19 protein-coding genes and 2 other annotated features are annotated in these 16,573 nt (G+C 42.8%); of the genes, 16 read left to right on the top strand and 3 right to left on the bottom strand.

The window, feature by feature from the left end:
- Positions 1 to 64 precede the first annotated feature (64 nt).
- Positions 65 to 826: an alpha/beta fold hydrolase gene (locus tag AC3WTL_RS24235; protein ID WP_492370157.1), complete on the top strand. Its 762-nt coding sequence runs from the start codon at positions 65 to 67 to the stop codon at positions 824 to 826.
- A gap of 36 nt (positions 827 to 862) precedes the next feature.
- Here AC3WTL_RS24235 and bcbE read toward each other — a convergent pair whose 3' ends face one another.
- Positions 863 to 2,122 (bottom strand): bacillibactin exporter BcbE, encoded by a 1,260-nt coding sequence (gene bcbE / locus AC3WTL_RS24230; protein ID WP_252219104.1) that lies wholly within the window; start codon positions 2,120 to 2,122, stop codon positions 863 to 865.
- Positions 2,123 to 2,301: 179 nt separating this feature from the next.
- Between bcbE and AC3WTL_RS24225 the strand changes: the two genes are divergently transcribed.
- The 13 genes from AC3WTL_RS24225 (at position 2,302) to AC3WTL_RS24165 (ending at position 14,150) form a co-directional block, all read left to right on the top strand.
- Positions 2,302 to 2,934: an MOSC domain-containing protein gene (locus AC3WTL_RS24225; RefSeq protein ID WP_492370156.1), complete on the top strand. Its 633-nt coding sequence runs from the start codon at positions 2,302 to 2,304 to the stop codon at positions 2,932 to 2,934.
- A 61-nt stretch (positions 2,935 to 2,995) separates the two neighbouring features.
- Positions 2,996 to 3,247, top strand: a binding site (T-box leader).
- A gap of 39 nt (positions 3,248 to 3,286) precedes the next feature.
- Positions 3,287 to 3,531 (top strand) — a binding site (T-box leader).
- Positions 3,532 to 3,597: 66 nt separating this feature from the next.
- The gene (gene trpE, locus AC3WTL_RS24220) at positions 3,598 to 4,992 is read left to right on the top strand and encodes an anthranilate synthase component I (RefSeq protein WP_252219100.1); all 1,395 of its coding nucleotides are present in this window, start codon (positions 3,598 to 3,600) and stop codon (positions 4,990 to 4,992) included.
- Complete coding sequence (locus AC3WTL_RS24215; protein ID WP_048011357.1) at positions 4,989 to 5,600, top strand: anthranilate synthase component II; 612 nt, start codon at positions 4,989 to 4,991, stop codon at positions 5,598 to 5,600. Before trpE ends, AC3WTL_RS24215 begins: the two co-directional genes overlap by 4 nt.
- Positions 5,572 to 6,597 carry an anthranilate phosphoribosyltransferase gene (trpD, locus tag AC3WTL_RS24210; protein ID WP_248348125.1) on the top strand — a complete coding sequence of 342 codons (1,026 nt, stop codon included), beginning with the start codon at positions 5,572 to 5,574 and terminating at the stop codon, positions 6,595 to 6,597. The genes AC3WTL_RS24215 and trpD overlap by 29 nt, the downstream gene beginning before the upstream one ends.
- Positions 6,598 to 7,386 carry an indole-3-glycerol phosphate synthase TrpC gene (gene trpC, locus AC3WTL_RS24205; protein WP_048011359.1) on the top strand — a complete coding sequence of 263 codons (789 nt, stop codon included), beginning with the start codon at positions 6,598 to 6,600 and terminating at the stop codon, positions 7,384 to 7,386. It abuts the gene before it with no gap.
- The gene (locus AC3WTL_RS24200) at positions 7,383 to 8,006 is read left to right on the top strand and encodes a phosphoribosylanthranilate isomerase (protein ID WP_252219098.1); all 624 of its coding nucleotides are present in this window, start codon (positions 7,383 to 7,385) and stop codon (positions 8,004 to 8,006) included. The genes trpC and AC3WTL_RS24200 overlap by 4 nt, the downstream gene beginning before the upstream one ends.
- A complete protein-coding gene (gene trpB, locus AC3WTL_RS24195; protein WP_048011361.1) occupies positions 8,003 to 9,208 on the top strand; it encodes a tryptophan synthase subunit beta in 1,206 nt (401 codons plus the stop codon). The genes AC3WTL_RS24200 and trpB overlap by 4 nt, the downstream gene beginning before the upstream one ends.
- Positions 9,205 to 9,990: a tryptophan synthase subunit alpha gene (gene trpA, locus AC3WTL_RS24190; protein WP_492370155.1), complete on the top strand. Its 786-nt coding sequence runs from the start codon at positions 9,205 to 9,207 to the stop codon at positions 9,988 to 9,990. The genes trpB and trpA overlap by 4 nt, the downstream gene beginning before the upstream one ends.
- Positions 9,991 to 10,143: 153 nt before the next feature.
- Positions 10,144 to 10,932 (top strand): ABC transporter ATP-binding protein, encoded by a 789-nt coding sequence (locus tag AC3WTL_RS24185; RefSeq protein ID WP_197206085.1) that lies wholly within the window; start codon positions 10,144 to 10,146, stop codon positions 10,930 to 10,932.
- On the top strand, positions 10,916 to 11,671 hold the full coding sequence (locus AC3WTL_RS24180; protein WP_492370154.1) for an ABC transporter permease: 756 nt from the start codon (positions 10,916 to 10,918) through the stop codon (positions 11,669 to 11,671). The genes AC3WTL_RS24185 and AC3WTL_RS24180 overlap by 17 nt, the downstream gene beginning before the upstream one ends.
- Positions 11,672 to 11,687: 16 nt before the next feature.
- A complete protein-coding gene (locus tag AC3WTL_RS24175) occupies positions 11,688 to 12,680 on the top strand; it encodes an aliphatic sulfonate ABC transporter substrate-binding protein (RefSeq protein ID WP_048011365.1) in 993 nt (330 codons plus the stop codon).
- A 142-nt stretch (positions 12,681 to 12,822) separates the two neighbouring features.
- A complete protein-coding gene (locus AC3WTL_RS24170) occupies positions 12,823 to 13,401 on the top strand; it encodes a LemA family protein (protein ID WP_197216983.1) in 579 nt (192 codons plus the stop codon).
- Positions 13,398 to 14,150 (top strand): TPM domain-containing protein, encoded by a 753-nt coding sequence (locus AC3WTL_RS24165; RefSeq protein WP_492370153.1) that lies wholly within the window; start codon positions 13,398 to 13,400, stop codon positions 14,148 to 14,150. Before AC3WTL_RS24170 ends, AC3WTL_RS24165 begins: the two co-directional genes overlap by 4 nt.
- Positions 14,151 to 14,186: 36 nt before the next feature.
- On the opposite strand, the gene AC3WTL_RS24160 is transcribed toward AC3WTL_RS24165, so the two are convergent.
- Positions 14,187 to 14,783 (bottom strand): class I SAM-dependent methyltransferase, encoded by a 597-nt coding sequence (locus AC3WTL_RS24160; protein ID WP_492370152.1) that lies wholly within the window; start codon positions 14,781 to 14,783, stop codon positions 14,187 to 14,189.
- Between the two features lie 129 nt (positions 14,784 to 14,912).
- Here AC3WTL_RS24160 and cdaS point away from each other — a divergent pair, with 129 nt between their 5' ends.
- The gene (cdaS, locus tag AC3WTL_RS24155) at positions 14,913 to 15,512 is read left to right on the top strand and encodes a sporulation-specific diadenylate cyclase CdaS (RefSeq protein WP_492370151.1); all 600 of its coding nucleotides are present in this window, start codon (positions 14,913 to 14,915) and stop codon (positions 15,510 to 15,512) included.
- A gap of 33 nt (positions 15,513 to 15,545) precedes the next feature.
- Here the strand turns inward: cdaS and AC3WTL_RS24150 are convergent, their stop codons facing one another.
- On the bottom strand, positions 15,546 to 15,701 hold the full coding sequence (locus AC3WTL_RS24150) for a hypothetical protein (protein ID WP_492370150.1): 156 nt from the start codon (positions 15,699 to 15,701) through the stop codon (positions 15,546 to 15,548).
- A gap of 99 nt (positions 15,702 to 15,800) precedes the next feature.
- Here AC3WTL_RS24150 and AC3WTL_RS24145 point away from each other — a divergent pair, with 99 nt between their 5' ends.
- Positions 15,801 to 16,472 (top strand): SOS response-associated peptidase, encoded by a 672-nt coding sequence (locus tag AC3WTL_RS24145; RefSeq protein ID WP_492370149.1) that lies wholly within the window; start codon positions 15,801 to 15,803, stop codon positions 16,470 to 16,472.
- Positions 16,473 to 16,573: the final 101 nt, after the last annotated feature.

The raw sequence follows: 16,573 nt of genomic DNA, 5'->3' as shown, positions 1-16,573 counted from the left end.
CCCATTTTTTTATGGAGCAGGGAGCAGGAGAGCGAAGAATGTTTGTATAGAAAGGACGATTCGAATGCCGTCATTTATTTATGAGGATACAAAGATTTTTTATGAAACAATGGGCAAGGGAGTGCAGATCATTTTTATACATCCGCCTGCCATGGGGAGAAAGGTATTTTATTATCAAGGTCTGCTGGCAGAGCACTTTCATGTTATTTTTCCTGATTTAAGCGGGAATGGAGATACCGCTGGCCCGGAAAAAACAGTAACTATACAAGGATATGCAGAAGAGATAAAAGCTGTATTAGACCACTTGGATATTGAAAAAGCTGTTATTCTGGGCTATTCATCAGGTGGCATAATTGCTCAGGAGTTTGCCCTCTCATATCCGGAAAGGGCACTTGGTGTCATTCTCTCAGGCGGGTTTCCTGAGGTGTTATCAGAAACCTTCAAATACGAGCATATTCTGGGAATGTATTTTGTGAAGCACTTTCCAGGTTTCCTGCGGTATATAATAGCATCGAGCCATACAAATGATAAAAAAGTCAGAGACGAGATTCTGGAGCATATGAAAAAAGCAAATCACACCATGTGGTTTCAATTTTATGATAGATCCCTTCACTATTCCTGCACCGATCGCCTTAGGAACTTAAGTGTCCCCCTTCTCCTTATATATGGCTCAAGAGATTTTGTTAATCAGCATATAAGGAGCTATAGAAGATATGTCAGCTTTCAGGCAGCCATAATCAAAGGCGTTTCCCATCAGGTGCCAACTAAAAAGTGGCAGCTATTCAATCAGGTCGTAACTGGTTTTGTACAGCAGCATTTTAAATAAAGAAATCCGTATCGTCATGGAACGATACGGATTTTTTCAGCTGTCATTTGCGTCAGGTTTGATTGCTATAATGGCTGCAAGGGCAGCAAGAATGGTTATTCCGCTTAAAATATAAAAAAGCCCTTGATCAGAATGCTTCATCAGAATAGCAATGGCAGGCGGGCCGCCGGCAACGCCGATAAACCGCATTGAACTGTATAGCGAAGTAATGGTTCCACGTTCTTCTTTTGCAATTCCTTCCGTAATCAGTGCATCCAATGAAGGCAATGCAACGCCTATGCCAATTCCGGCAAACAGGAACATGCTGATCATAAACCACATATTGTTTGAAAAGCTTAAGATTGCAGTGGCAGCTGCCACAAGCACTGTTCCTAAGAATATGATCCACTTCATTAGTATTTTATTTTCTTTTATTTTTTTTCCTGTCAGATAGGACGAAAGGCATAGTGCGCCAAGCGGTACAGCCAGGAGAAGCCCTTTTTTTACATCTTTAATATCGTATGTCTTTTCAAGCACATCAGATAAATAAAAAAGTATCCCAAAAAGCACAAACATAAGAATGGCACCAATTAAGAAAATAGCATAAAGCCATTTTCCGTTGTTCTTAAAGGTATCCTTAATATTGCTCCAAAATTTCTTTAGCGGAAGCGGCTCTTCTCTTTTATTTGGTGTTTTTACAAGAAAGAATACCAGCAGGATTGAAATCGTACAAAAAACCGGAAACGAAAAAAACGGTAAAAACCAAATAAACCCCGCCAAAAACGCTCCAAGTATAGGGGATAGAACTTTTCCAAAAGTATTGGAAGTTTCAATCAGGCCAAGGGAACTGCTGACTTCATCATCATTTTTAAACATATCCCCAACCAAAGGCATAACAATTGGTGCCGCGCCGGCTGCCCCAACACCCTGCAATGCCCTCCCGGCTAATATGATCCAATAAGCATCCGCCATTTTCCATGCGGCCCACCCAGAGATCAGTCCGCCGATTCCCGCAATGAGAAGACTTGGAATAATGACTTTTTTACGGCCGATATGATCCGATAAAAAGCCTGCGATTGGAATCAAAATAATGGCTACAATACTGTAAACGGTAATAATCATGCTGGATTGGAATGCAGAAATATTTAGTTTATTTTCCATCTCCGGCAAAACAGGAATCAGCATGGAATTCCCAAGTGTCATAACGAGAGGAATTGAAGAAAGTGAAAGAATGGCCCATTTTTGGTTATGAACATCATCACCTGACTTCTTTTTAGCTTTGGAATTTACAGATTGTAAATTTTCAATGTGCTCCATATTTCTGACCTTCCTTTTCGTTAATCAAACTAGTCTTAATATGAGCTAAATGAAGAAAAACTAACTAGAAAAAGCTTTGTCTTTTTATGGGAAAGTTCATATTCTGGAAAAATTTGTTTCGATTTCCTGAAAAGAAACCGTTACACTATAAAGAAAAACGAACACGGGGAGGGAATTATGTGAGGGAGATTATTTCCTTAAGCATAGGAAAGCCCAGAAAGCACAGCTGGAAAAGCAATGAGGAAATTTCGGGAATCGGCAAAGAAAAAATTAACAGTGTGTTTCTAGAGAAGGAAGGTTTTCTGGGGGATGGAGTGGCAAACACTGATTTTCATGGCGGCCCAGACCGTGCAGTGTGCCTATATCCCTTCGAACATTACGGGATGTGGGAGAAAGAATTTAAAAAGACATTCTCTCCGCCCTCATTTGGTGAAAATATTTGTGCGGGAAATATGCTGGAAAAGGATGTTTTTATCGGTGACACCTTTTCTCTGGGGGAATCGGTCATCCAAATAACTCAGGGGCGGATCCCATGCTCCACAATATCAAAGTATAACGGAGAAGATCGGCTTTTAGGCAGAATTGTGGAAACATGCTTCACAGGCTACTTTTTTAGAGTTCTTAAAGAAGGAACTGTAACAGCAGACAGCGTCCTTAAACTCGAAGAAAGAAAGCAGGAAAGTGTATCGGTTCTGCAGGGGAATTTTATCATGTTCCATGACCGAAGAAACCTTAAAGCAGTAGAAGAACTGCTGCGGATTGAGGAGCTTGCAAGTGTGTGGAGAGAAAAGCTTGAAAAAGCATTATTATAAAAAAATGAAATTTTTCCCTTGACATTTTTCATTTATCGGAATAGTATAATAAGCAATATATCGATCGGCAATGACAAAGAGTAGTAACTGCTGGTGAAGCTAAAGAGAGCTGATGGTTGGTGCAAATCAGTGTGGAAACAGCAGTGAATGGACTTTCGAGCCTCCAAACCGAACCTTTTTTAAGCAGTAGGCTTTGGCGAACGGTCTCATCGTTACAAGGGACAGATATTTAGGCGATTTTCGCTTTGATATCTGTTAAGTGAGCTGATTGATCAGCTAACAAAGGTGGCACCACGGGTTTCTCGTCCTTTTTAGACGGGGAGCCCTTTTTATTTTCACGAAACTTTAATACTTTAAATCGCTAAGCAAGAGGAGTAGATTGATGGAGATCCGTTCAAGAGAGCTGGGGGTAGGTGAGAGCCCGGTACGGAACGTCATTCGAATGGACTTGCGAGAGGCTTCCTGAACGATAGTAGGGAAGCACGGGTTTCCGCCGTTAAAAGGATAGGGTATCGACTTATTTCCGTACCCGAAAAAGGGAGCAGCTTTTTTGCTCTAAAAAGAGGTGGCACCACGTTCACAAGACACGTCCTCTATACCTGCAGCTACTGTGGGTATAGGGGACTTTTTTTATTTTCCTTAAAGAACTGGAGGAGAGATATATTGAAACCAACATTAGATGGGACTTATATAATCGAAGAGCTGGAGGGTGACACATTAACACCAATTTCAATCTTTCAGAGAATGAGCGGAAGAAAAAAATTTCTGTTAGAAAGCTCGCTAAAGCATGAAAAATCGGGAAGGTATTCCTTTATTGGTACAGATCCCGTGATGGAATTAAAAGGAGAAGGAAACCGGACAGCTGTTACTGCCAGGGGAAAAACAGAAGTTTTTGCTGAAAAGCCGCTTGATGCGGTAAGAAGGCTGATGCCGGAGCAGAAACATCACCCCTTTGAACAGTTCCCATTTTGTGGAGGAGCTGTTGGCTATGCAGGCTATGATGTCATCAGACAATACGAAGATATCGGGACGATTCCTTATGACGAGCTGAATGTACCGGATGTCCACCTTATGTTTTTTGAGGAAGTGGCGGTTTTCGATCATCTGGAGCAAAAGGTATATCTCGTAGGCATGCCTTTACTGGAAGAAACAGATGAATCTCAGCTGCGTGAAAAAATACAGAAAAGAAAGGCTGAAATCCAAAAGGGGACAGCGGGAGCTGAATCGGAAGAAGCAACGCTTTCAGCTTTCAAAGCTTCCATATCTAAAGAAGACTTCGTTGAAAAGGTAAACAGAGCCAAATCTTATATTGAAGAGGGCGACATTTTTCAGGTGGTGCTTTCTCAGCGGTTAAAGGCAGAATTGACTGGAGATCCTTTCGCCTTTTACCGGAAGTTAAGAGTTCAAAATCCTTCCCCATATATGTACTACCTTGATTTTGAAGAATATGCCGTTGCAGGGGCATCGCCTGAAAGCCTTATAAAAGCAGCAGGAAACAAAGTAATTACGAACCCAATTGCTGGAACAAGGCCAAGAGGCAAGTCAGAAGAAGAAGACTTACAGCTTGAAAGGGACCTGATAGAAGATGAAAAGGAGCTTGCCGAACACAGGATGCTGCTCGATCTGGGCAGAAATGATCTCGGCCGTGTCTGCGAATTCGGATCGGTCACTATAGAAAAAAACATGGTAATTGAGAGATATAAGCATGTCATGCACCTCGTATCCGAAGTTGGCGGGAGGCTGAAAAATCCCCACACATCGATTGATGCCTTAATTGCGTGTCTGCCTGCCGGAACAGTTTCTGGTGCTCCCAAAATTAGAGCAATGGAAGTCATCAATGAACTTGAAACTGTGAAAAGAGGAATTTACTCAGGAGCAGTCGGCTATTTTTCCGGGAATGGCAATATGGATTTCGCACTGGCTATCAGGACAATGGTGATTAAAGATGGATACGCCTATATACAAGCTGGGGCAGGCATCGTGCATGACTCCATCCCTGAAAAAGAGTACGAAGAAACACTTCATAAATTAAAAGCATTTTTGGAGGACAAAAAATGATTCTGCTGATTGATAATTATGATTCATTCACATTTAACCTTTATCAATATCTGGGTGAGCTGGGACAGGAAATTAAAGTTGTAAGGAATGATCAGATAACAGTCGAAGAAATTGAAAAATTGGATCCCGATGCCATTGTCCTTTCCCCTGGACCGGGACGGCCGGAACAAGCGGGAGTCATTGTTGAAGTGATTCAGCAATTTTACAGGAAGCTTCCTATCCTGGGCATTTGCCTTGGTCATCAGGCAATCGGCTATGCCTTTGGGGCAAAGATTGAAAAAGCCAAAAAAATTATGCATGGCAAGGTGTCTAATCTGAAGCACAACGGATCACAGCTGTTTCAATACATGCCGCAGCCAATAAGCATCATGCGTTATCATTCCTTAATAATTCAGTCAGGAACGCTGCCTGGCAGCTTTAAGGTTTTGGCCCGATCAATGGATGACAATGAAATAATGGCAATCAAGCATGAAGACTATTCATTATACGGCTTGCAGTTCCATCCGGAGTCAGTAGGAACAGACCTTGGAAAAAGGATTTTGGAAAACTTTTTACAAACAATCAGGAGGGAAGAAGAGAGTGAAAACAATACTGCAGAGGTTATCTGAACGGGAGTCATTGACAGAGGCAGAAATGAAGGAAGCAATGGACAATTTATTTGCCCAGGACGTAACGGACAGTGAGATTGCGGCATTTATGGTGAGCCTTAAAACAAAAGGGGAAACAGTTGAAGAAATTGCAGGCATCGTAAAAGCAATGAGGGATAAATCTCTTTCATTTAGTAAGAAGATTTCCAATGTTTTGGATAATTGCGGTACAGGAGGAGATGGCTCAAGCAGCTTTAATATCAGCTCCACTTCGGCCTTTGTGATTGCAGGTGCCGGAATTCCTGTTGCTAAGCACGGCAACCGAAGTGTCTCCAGCAAAACAGGCAGTGCCGATGTTCTGGAGCATTTGGGAATAAATCTAAATCATCCGCCTGAGCGCACGGAGGAAATATTGGAGGAAATCGGAATTGCTTTTCTTTTCGCCCCTCATGTGCATCCGAATATTAAAAGAATCATGAAAGTGCGCAAGGATTTGAGGATACCGACAACCTTTAATCTGATAGGGCCATTGACTAATCCGGTTGAACTTGATCATCAGCTTCTTGGTATTTACCGGAGGGATTATATTGAAATGTTTGCAGAGGTCTTAAAAACTTTGGGAAGAAAGCGTGCAGTTGTTTTAAATGGTGCAGGATTTATGGATGAAGCATCTCTGCAGGGGGAAAATCATCTTGCTATCCTTTCTGACGGGAAGGTAACGAAAAAGGTTCTCCATCCGGAGGAAGTTGGACTATCCATCTGCAGCAATGAGGCGATCAGAGGCGGAGATTCAAGGGAAAATGCTGAAATTCTTATGAGTGTCCTGAAAGGAGAAAAGGGAGCGAGAAGAGATACAGTCCTTCTTAATGCCGGCATTGGAATCTTTACAGGAGGCAAGGCGGCAACAATTCAAGATGGGATAAGTGCAGCTAAAGAAAGCATTGATTCAGGAGCTGCCTTACAAAAGCTTCATCAGTTAATTGAGGCAAGCAGAAGCATCCATAAAGAGGTGATATAAGTGGGAACAATTTTAGATCAAATTCTGGCTGAAAAAAGAAAAGAAGTCATCGTGCTGAAACAGGAAAATATCGATGCTACAGAAACCGAAAGCAAACGCTCATTTATTAAAAGGCTTGCGTCAGGCAGCGAACTGGCTGTGATTGCTGAATTCAAAAGAGCCTCACCATCAAAGGGCGATATAAATACCGGACAAAATCCGAAAGACCAGGCATTATTTTATAAAAAGTATGGTGCGGATGCGATTTCCGTTTTAACAGATAATAGGTTTTTTAAAGGCAGCTTCGCTGATCTTTCAGCTGTCAGAGAGACAGTCGACCTTCCTATTCTCTGCAAAGACTTCATTGTAGACGAGGTGCAAATCTTAAAGGCAAAAGCATCAGGGGCAAACCTGATTTTACTCATTGCTGCTGCCATGGATGCAGAACGGCTTCAAGAGCTTTTTGATTTTGCTGAGGATGAAGGCCTTGAAGTATTAATGGAGGTTCATAATGAAGAAGAACTGGAAATCGCGCTGAAAACCGGGGCACAGCTGATCGGAGTCAACAACCGGAATTTAAAAACCTTTGAAGTGGATCTGAGTGTAACAGAAAAACTTGCGCCGCTAATAAAGAAAGCGGGGAAATTTCTGATCAGCGAGAGCGGAATTAAGTCTGAAGACGATGTGCGGCGTGTCATTGCAGCAGGAGCAAATGCCATCCTTGTCGGAGAAGCATTTATGAAAGCAGAGAACCTGGAAAGGCTTTTGAAGGCCATGAAGCTTCCTTTGCAGGGGGCTGTCAGACAATGAAGGTGAAGATTTGCGGAATTAGAGATATAAGCACGGCGCTTTCTGCCATTGAAAGCGGTGCGGATGCCCTGGGATTTGTTTTTGCTGAAAGCAAAAGAAAAATTACACCCGAGGCGGCAGGCGAAATAATTAAAGAGCTTCCCCGGGATGTTTTAAAAGTCGGAGTATTTGTGAATGAAACGAAAGAAAACATTGAGGAAATAGCCAGTATTTCAGGGATCAATGTCATTCAGCTTCATGGAGATGAAACGCCGGAATTTTGCAGCTTATTCTCTTTACCGGTTATAAAAGCTCTGAGCATTGGCTCACCTGATGATCTATCTAAACTGGATGAATATGCATGTGAATACGTTCTTCTTGATAGTCCAATAGGAAAATATCGGGGGGGCAACGGGGTATCGTTTGATTGGTCGATTCTAAACAAAAATTCAATGCATGATAAAAAAATCATCCTCGCAGGAGGGCTCAATCCTGAAAATGTGGGGGAAGGAATTAAAGCCGCCAATCCTTATATGGTTGATGTAAGCAGCGGGGTTGAGACGGAGGGTAAGAAAGATCTGGAGAAAATAAAAAGATTCATAGACAACACTAAACGTATGGAGAGGGAGGAAGTAAAATGAACGCAGCTTATACTTTGCCTGATGAACGGGGTCATTTTGGGACATATGGAGGCAGGTACGTGCCTGAGACACTAATGCAGGCCATTCTTGAATTGGAGGAGGAATATAAGAAAGCGCAGGCTGATGAAAGTTTTCAAAAGGAACTTCAGGGTTTGCTGAAAGACTATGTCGGGAGGGAAACTCCTCTGTATTTTGCAGAAAACCTCACAAAATATGCCGGCGGTGCGAAAATCTATCTTAAAAGGGAAGATTTGAACCATACAGGAGCCCATAAAATCAATAACTCACTCGGCCAGGCTCTATTGGCGCAGCGAATGGGCAAAAGAAAAATCGTAGCTGAGACGGGTGCAGGGCAGCATGGAGTTGCAACAGCAACTGCCTGTGCACTTTTAAATCTTGAATGCGTTATTTTTATGGGTGAAGAGGATATTAGAAGACAGCAGCTGAACGTCTTCAGAATGGAGCTGCTTGGAGCGAAGGTTGTAGGTGTGCAATCAGGAAGTGCCACACTTAAAGATGCAGTCAACGAAGCCCTGCGCTACTGGGTGACAAATGTCGAGGATACCCATTACATTCTAGGTTCAGTCATGGGCCCGCATCCTTTTCCAATGATTGTCCGGGATTTCCAAAGTGTTATCGGAAATGAGACAAAGGAGCAATATCTTGAAAAAGAAGGAAAACTCCCTGATGCAGTTGTAGCCTGCATTGGCGGCGGCAGCAATTCAATGGGCATGTTCTATCCTTTCATTAAAGATGAAACGGTCCGCATGATTGGGGTGGAAGCAGCAGGATTGGGAACAGATAGTGAAAAACATGCTGCCTCTTTAACAAAAGGAACGCCCGGAGTTCTTCATGGGGCATTAATGTATTTGCTGCAGGATGAACACGGACAGATTCAGGAAGCCCATTCCATTTCAGCAGGCCTGGATTACCCTGGAGTAGGTCCGGAGCACAGCTATTTGAAAGACAGCGGAAGAGCCGAGTATGAATCAATCACAGATGAAGAGGCGCTCGAGGCGTTACAGCTATTATGCAAGCTGGAAGGCATTATTCCTGCTTTAGAAAGCTCCCATGCGGTGGCCTATGCATTAAAGCTTGCACCGCAAATGAATAAAAACGAAGGCCTTGTTATCTGTCTATCTGGCAGAGGGGACAAAGATGTAGAAACAGTGAGAGCAAGATTAGGAGGGAAAGGAAAATGAACCGGATTGAAAAAGTTTTTCAGAACCTAAAGCAAAACAATGAAAAAGCGTTTGTGCCATATATTATGGCCGGTGATGGAGGCTTGGAGACACTGGCTGAGAAAATTACATTCCTCGAAAAAGCGGGAGCAACAGCTATTGAGATCGGTATTCCCTTTTCGGATCCGGTCGCCGATGGGCCCGTAATCCAGCAGGCAGGCATTCGGGCATTAGAAGCTGGAACAACACTTAGGGGCGTATTAGCTGCAATTGCGGAAATCCGCCCTATTGTTCATATTCCGCTTATTTTTATGACATATATGAATCCGATTATGGCATATGGCATTGGCAACTTTATTTCTGATGCCTCAGGATCCGGGGTGGACGGCCTAATATTGCCTGATCTTCCTGCAGAGGAAGAGGAAATTATTGCACCGATTGCTGAGAGAGCGGGAATCGAGATCATCCGGCTTGTGACATTAACCAGTCCATTAGAGAGGATACAAGAGATTGCAGACAGAGGGAAAGGCTTTTTATATGCTGTAACTGTTAATGGTATCACAGGTGCAAGAAAAGGGTTCAAGGATGAACTCGGAAAGCATTTGGAAAGAGTTAAAGAGGTAAGTCCGATTCCGGTATTGGCAGGCTTCGGAATTTCGGAGCCTGAGCATGTAATAGAAATGAATAAGCATTGCGACGGAGTAATTGTAGGAAGCAGGATCATAGAGCTTTTTCAAAGCGGTGAGTTAGCAAAAGTGGAAGAACTGATCGCTTCATCCAAAATAGAAGAAATTAAATTGTGAAACAAAAGCTTTCTCCTGATGGAGGAGGCTTTTTATTTGATTACACCCAATTTTAAAAATATTTGTTGTAAAGGTTGACATGCAAAGTGAATACATTATAATTACAAGTAATCCGAGTAAATTAATGAGATTTATAGGAATAGGTGATTTTGAATGTTTATTGAGATAAACGATGTAAATAAACAATATAACGATAAAGAAAATCGTCCGGTTGACGTCCTGAAAGATATTAACCTATCGGTTGAAAAAGGGCAGTTTGTCTCGATTTTAGGACCTTCAGGATGCGGAAAGTCAACACTTCTATCAATTGTCGCAGGGCTGACTAAAACAACTTCAGGCAACATTCAAATCGATGGAAAAACCATAACAAAACCCGGAAAAGACAGGGGAATGGTTTTCCAGCAGGCAGCGTTATTTCCCTGGCTGACAGTCTTGGAAAACGTTACGTTTCCCCTGAAAAAAGAAATGAAGAAAAAGGATGCAGAGGAAACCGCACTAAAGTATCTGCAAATGGTTCAGTTGGGAAAATATATATCCCATTATCCTCATGAGCTTTCAGGAGGAATGCAGCAGAGGGTAGCAATCGCAAGAGCACTTGCCATGAACCCTGAAACACTTCTAATGGATGAACCATTCGGTGCTCTTGATGAACAGACCCGAACGCGATTGCACGGACAGCTGGAAAACATTTGGACTGAGACGAAGAAAACGATTCTTTTTGTTACTCACAGCATCTCAGAATCTATTAAACTTTCAGACCGGATCATTGTAATGGGGACAAAGCCGGGAATTATATTACAGGATATAATCGTTGATATTCCCAGACCCCGTGAGGACCACAAAAAAGAAATGCTCGAAATTGAGGATCACATTATGAAATACCTGAAAAAGGAAATTGATAAAGTTGTCAGTGAGGAGCTCCAATATGCAAACAGCCATTAAACGGATCATATTTTTTGCAGCCATCATTGCCTTCTGGGAAATTGGATCACGGCTTGAACTCTGGCATCCTTTGATCTTCCCTTCTCTATCAAGTGTATTCAGTGCACTTGCTGAAGGGTTTCAGGATAAAACATTAATCTATGATTTAATCGCAAGCTTTAAGCGGCTCGCAGTCGGTTTAACGATCAGTCTTATTATTGGGACTCTGATTGGAATTCTTTTAGGGAAATCCAAAACGGCTGATGAAACACTGGGTGCTGTCATTCTTGCTTTGCAAAGTGTACCAAGCATTGTCTGGCTGCCGATCGCGATTATGTGGTTTGGCTTAAATGAAAAGGCTGTTATTTTTGTAACCATCCTTGGCGGTACGTTTGTAATGGCTCTGAACATGAGAACAGGTATAAAAAATGTTTCACCCTTATATATCAAAGCAGCCCAGACAATGGGTGCGACTGGAATTGATTTATTCACACGAGTCATTTTTCCGGCATCCATTCCTTACGTAGTAACCGGCTCCCGTCTTGCCTGGGCATTTGCCTGGCGGGCACTGATGGCTGGTGAACTTTTAAGCACAGGACCTGGATTGGGCTACACACTTCGATATGCTTCAGACTTTGGACGAATGGACATCGTAATCGGTGTCATGATTATTATTGGAGCAATCGGAATGATTGTTGACCAATTGATATTCCAGCGCATTGAAAAATCTGTAATTAAAAAATGGGGACTAGAGTCTTAAATCTGGAGGGATATTTATGAAAAAGGCGTTTTTATGGGTTGCTGTATTATTTACTATCACCGGGCTGCTTGCCGGCTGCGGATCATCTGAGAAAAGCAGCAGTAAGGAAGACAAGATTGTCATCGGTTATTTTCCTAATATCAATCATGTGCCGGCAATGGTTGCGAAAGACCAGGGTTATTTTGAAAAACAGCTTGGCGATGGAACGAAAGTAGAATATAAGACATTTGCTGAAGGCGGTTCTTTCATGACAGCTCTGAAAACGGGCGACATTGATGCAGGTCTTGTAGGACCCGGACCAGCCATGAACAACTTCTCAACTGGCGCCGATGTTAAAATTATTGCAGGTGCTTCAACTGGCGGTACTGTTGTACTAGCCAGAGAAGGGGTAAAAATCAACTCACTGGAAGATTTTCAGGGAAAAACATTCATCACGCCTGGCGTAGGCTGCACACATGATGTCCAGTATGAAACATATCTTGAAGAAGCCGGCATCACCTCAGCACGCATCGGCGGTACTATGAAGCATTTAACAGGCAACCCTGCACAATATGCAAGTATGCTGAAGACAGGTAAAGTCGATATAGCAGTTGCTCCGGAACCATGGGCAGCAGTCATTGAACAGGAAACAAATGCAGAAGTGGTAATTGGATGGGATGAGGTATCCTTTGGTGAAACACTTCCGGCATCCGTATTAGTTGCAACGGGCGACGCAGTGAAGACCAGCCCGGAAAAAGTACAGAAAATTGTTGATGCGCATAAAGATGCTGTGAAATTTATCGAAGAAAATCCTGAAGAAGCAAAAGCCATTACAATCAAAGACATTAAAGAAGTGACCGGCCAGGAGCTGGAAAAAGAAGTCGTAGACCGCGCCTGGGAAAGAATTGGATTCACTTACGATGTAGATGCAGAAACAATCCAGGAATTTGCAGATTCATCTTACACGTTAAAATTCCTGAAGGATAAACCGGAATTCAGTGAACTGATTGCAAAGAACTTTATTAAATAAGCATATTTTGAACCGGAGCCCATATGGGCTCCGGTTTTTCTTGTGTTACAGGGGTAAGGAATCTCCTGGTTTAACTTTCACTCAAAAAAGGAAAAATACCATGCAAGCGACAAAAACAACATAGAAAGAGGAGTGGCTAAAAATGAAAAAAGGTATGGGAGTTATTATTGCCGTGATTGCGGCAGTAGTGATAGCAGGTATGATGCTGATGTCCAGCTATAACGGATTTGTCAGTGCAGAGGAAAATGTGGATCAGGCATATTCTCAAATTGAAAACCAGCTGCAGCGAAGGCTGGATTTGATTCCTAATCTGGTAAATACGGTAAAGGGGTATGCTGCACATGAGAAGGAGACCATTCAGGCGGTATCAGATGCACGTGCCAGATTGGCGGGAGCCCGTTCGCCTGAAGAGGAAGCAGCAGCAAACGCAGAACTGTCAAGCGCTCTGAGCAGGCTGCTTGTAGTAGTTGAGAACTATCCCAACCTGAAAGCGGATAAGCAGTTCACCCAATTAATGGACGAGCTTGCCGGTACGGAAAACCGGATTTCGGTTGCCCGAAAGGATTATAATGACCAGGTTTCTGTATATAACAAAAAAGTAAAAAGGTTTCCGGGAGCAATTGTAGCCGGGATTACAGGCTTTGATGAGAAAGAATATTTCAGGGCGGATCCTCTGGCGAATGAAGCACCTGAAGTTGACTTTGGAGGCAATGGAGAATGATCAGCCGCAGGGTCTTTTTGACCCTTCTTTTAGTAAATGTAATAATGGGGGCATTCAAAGTCCATGCAGATGAATCAATACCCCAGCCTGCTGGAGATATTTATGTCCAGGATTTTGCAGGTGTTCTAAATGAACGGGAAAAATCTGAGCTGATTAAACTGGGGAGACAATTGGAGGATCAGACAACTGCACAGGTGGCAGTGTTAACTGTTGATACAATTGGGGACAGGCCGATTGAAGAATATGCAAATGAAGCTTTTAGGTCATACGGCATAGGCAGCGCCGCTGAAAATAATGGTGTCTTATTAGTAGTGGCCATGCGGGATCGGAAGGTGCGCATTGAGGTTGGATATGGGCTTGAAGGCCGGATCCCTGATGGAAAAGCCGGCAGGATTCTGGATCAGGTTACTATACCATATCTCAAGGAAGGCCAGCCGGCTAGAGGGGTAATTGAAACCTATAAGGTGCTTGTACAGGAAGCTGCTGGAGAAGAAGTGAACTTAGGGGATAGCGGCGATTATGCAGATGCAGGGACAAAGGATGGAGGCGTTGGCATCCCGTCCTGGCTGCTGTTTATCATTGCTGTCGGTTTGCTGTTTCTTGATATTAAATTCTTTGGCGGAGCCTTTTCATATGCCATACTTTCCATCCTCTCAAGAGGAGGAGGCGGAGGCAGAGGAGGCGGCGGCGGTCCTCGAGGAGGCGGAGGCGGCTCATCAGGCGGTGGAGGAGCCAGCCGGGGCTGGTGAAAGGAAGAAGAGCGGGGGCATCCCCGCTCTTTTCTATTACTTAATTCCAGTTACACAAACAGTTAATACGGGCCGGGCCTCTTTATATGAGATGGAAATGGAATGGAATCCTGCAGCCTCCATATCAGCTTTGATTACCTGCCCCAGATTTTTGGTTATGGTTTCATCTGCTCCTTCTTCTCTCGGCTGAACCGTGATGGCAATTACTCCGTCTTTCTCAAGCATCCCATGCAGATGCTGAAGGGATTCTCTTGGTTTTGTCCAGAGTGGATAATTGTTGACTGAAAAGATTTTATTATACTTTTTATCCGGGAAGTAGTCGTGGATATCTTTTACGAACAATCGAACCTTTCCCTGCTGGATATAGTCATCATTCAGTTTGGCTGCAGCAGTTTTCATATCTTCTGATACATCGACGCCATCGGTTTCTGAATGGCGCCAGTGATCCATTATATGCTTTATGCTGTAGCCGGGGCCAAAGCCAACCTCTAAAATTGAGTCTCTGCGATTTATTTGTAATTGTTCAATAGTCCATTTGTTAATATTGCGGTTTTCAAAGTACATAATTTTCCCCGCAAGCTTTCCCAGTAACCCTTCTGGCTTCTCAAATTGTTTTCCTAAAATATCGAACATGTCTCTCACCTCGGTGTTTAATACTTATATTTAGTCTCTTTATAGAGGTTCTAAACCTATTCCGTAAAATGGATAAATAATTTTTTACTGGAAAAGGTACTATTATGAATTAAGATTGGAGGAAGTCCGGTGATTTATGGAGAAGAACAATACCGAAAAGATTTAAATCGGTATATTGGAAATATTGATGATCAAATTCACTCGCTTTCCAAAACTCTTGAGGAATTCAGCTGCTGTATTTTATCTGATTTCGAAACCTTGCAGAAAACTGTTGCAGAAGCCCACGCCATTGCTTCTACATATTATCTGCAGTCATATTTAGCTCCTTTTACGAAGGAGTATTCAAGCGTATCACTCGCTGCCCAGCATCTATCTGAAAAAAGGCATGGTGGGCTGATTGTTGTAGAAAGAAGACAGCCGGTTGAAGAATATATACATAACGGGACGCCGATAGGAGCAAAAGTAAGCAACACATTGATTGAAACGATCTTTTATCCGGGAAACCCGCTGCATGATGGAGGTACATTAATAAGAGAAGACATCATAGTTTCTGCAGGAAGCATTCTCCCCCTTACAAATAAAACCATTGAAGGAAAGAAACTTGGGACAAGGCATAGAGCGGCAATTGGCATCACGGAAAATTCAGACGCAGCTGCCATAGTCGTATCAGAGGAAACAGGCCGCATTTCTTTTGCAGTAGATGGCCAGCTGTATACAATCCGCACTTAAAAATCCCCCTGATACTGGGGGATTTCATGTTAGTTATTTCTTATTAATTTGGTTTCCGCTTTTTTTCTGGCTTTGTGATTTATTGTTGCCCGCCTGAAACTCGCTTCCCAGTTCAACATCGTTTCGCTTATCCTGTTTTTCAATTTGGGCTCTCGTTTGACTTGGATTTTGTCTGCCTTGTTTTGTCATATTTCATTCCTCCCTTGAAAATAGCTGACAGTCTTAATATGCGCTATAACCGGGAATAGATGAACAATATATTGAAATTTACTGAAAGAGGTGATTATCGTGTGCGGCAGGTTTACTTTAACGGAAACAATTCATAAACTTCAGCTGCTGTTTGGGTTTGAATATGCAGAAGGTGAGGTAATGCCCAGATATAATATTGCCCCCAGCCAAAATATTTTAACAGTCACTGGCGACGGCAAGCAGCGGATTGGCAGGCAGATGAAATGGGGGCTGGTCCCTTTCTGGGCGAAGGACGAAAAAATAGGATATAAAATGATAAATGCCAGAGCAGAAAGCATCGCCTCGAAGCCAAGCTTTAAAGCCCCCTTTAGAAGCAAAAGATGCTTAATCCTTGCCGATGGATTTTATGAATGGAAGAAAACCGATGAAGGCAAGCAGCCTTACAGGTTTATTATGAAAGATGAACAGCCTTTCGCTTTTGCAGGAATTTGGGATATCTGGAATAAAGGCAAAGCTCCTTTGTTAACCTGTACAATCATAACAACGGGGCCTAATGAAGTAACAGAGGAAGTTCATGACAGAATGCCGGTTATCCTAAAGGAGAATGATTTTGAGGATTGGCTTAATCCCCGCTTTCATGATACTGAATATCTGAAGTCTTTACTTGAACCTTACCCGGCTGAAAAAATGGATAAATATCCGGTATCAGACAAAGTAAATTCACCCAAAAATGAACTGGCAGAATTAATTTCTCCACTTAATAGTTTATAAAGTGAAACTTCAATCAGTGGGGGGTTCCTTATCCCCCACTGATTGTTAGTCGCGTTCTAGTGTCGCTAAGATCTCCGCTAGCGCTTCGATCAATCGACACT

The sequence above is a fragment of the Cytobacillus sp. EB106-05-05-XG126 genome (genome assembly GCF_058791715.1).
The sequence above is the reverse complement of the archived record's forward strand: the minus strand, read 5'-3'. Positions and strand labels throughout refer to the sequence as shown.

Bases quoted from the DNA above. Each gene is read 5' to 3' on its own strand.
- AC3WTL_RS24235 (WP_492370157.1), top strand. From the start codon at position 65: ATGCCGTCATTTATTTATGAGGATACAAAGATTTTTTATGAAACAATG.
- bcbE (WP_252219104.1), bottom strand. From the start codon at position 2,122: ATGGAGCACATTGAAAATTTACAATCTGTAAATTCCAAAGCTAAAAAG.
- AC3WTL_RS24215 (WP_048011357.1), top strand. From the start codon at position 4,989: ATGATTCTGCTGATTGATAATTATGATTCATTCACATTTAACCTTTAT.
- AC3WTL_RS24200 (WP_252219098.1), top strand. From the start codon at position 7,383: ATGAAGGTGAAGATTTGCGGAATTAGAGATATAAGCACGGCGCTTTCT.
- trpB (WP_048011361.1), top strand. From the start codon at position 8,003: ATGAACGCAGCTTATACTTTGCCTGATGAACGGGGTCATTTTGGGACA.
- trpA (WP_492370155.1), top strand. From the start codon at position 9,205: ATGAACCGGATTGAAAAAGTTTTTCAGAACCTAAAGCAAAACAATGAA.
- AC3WTL_RS24185 (WP_197206085.1), top strand. From the start codon at position 10,144: ATGTTTATTGAGATAAACGATGTAAATAAACAATATAACGATAAAGAA.
- AC3WTL_RS24180 (WP_492370154.1), top strand. From the start codon at position 10,916: ATGCAAACAGCCATTAAACGGATCATATTTTTTGCAGCCATCATTGCC.
- AC3WTL_RS24175 (WP_048011365.1), top strand. From the start codon at position 11,688: ATGAAAAAGGCGTTTTTATGGGTTGCTGTATTATTTACTATCACCGGG.
- AC3WTL_RS24170 (WP_197216983.1), top strand. From the start codon at position 12,823: ATGAAAAAAGGTATGGGAGTTATTATTGCCGTGATTGCGGCAGTAGTG.
- AC3WTL_RS24165 (WP_492370153.1), top strand. From the start codon at position 13,398: ATGATCAGCCGCAGGGTCTTTTTGACCCTTCTTTTAGTAAATGTAATA.
- AC3WTL_RS24160 (WP_492370152.1), bottom strand. From the start codon at position 14,783: ATGTTCGATATTTTAGGAAAACAATTTGAGAAGCCAGAAGGGTTACTG.
- AC3WTL_RS24150 (WP_492370150.1), bottom strand. From the start codon at position 15,701: ATGACAAAACAAGGCAGACAAAATCCAAGTCAAACGAGAGCCCAAATT.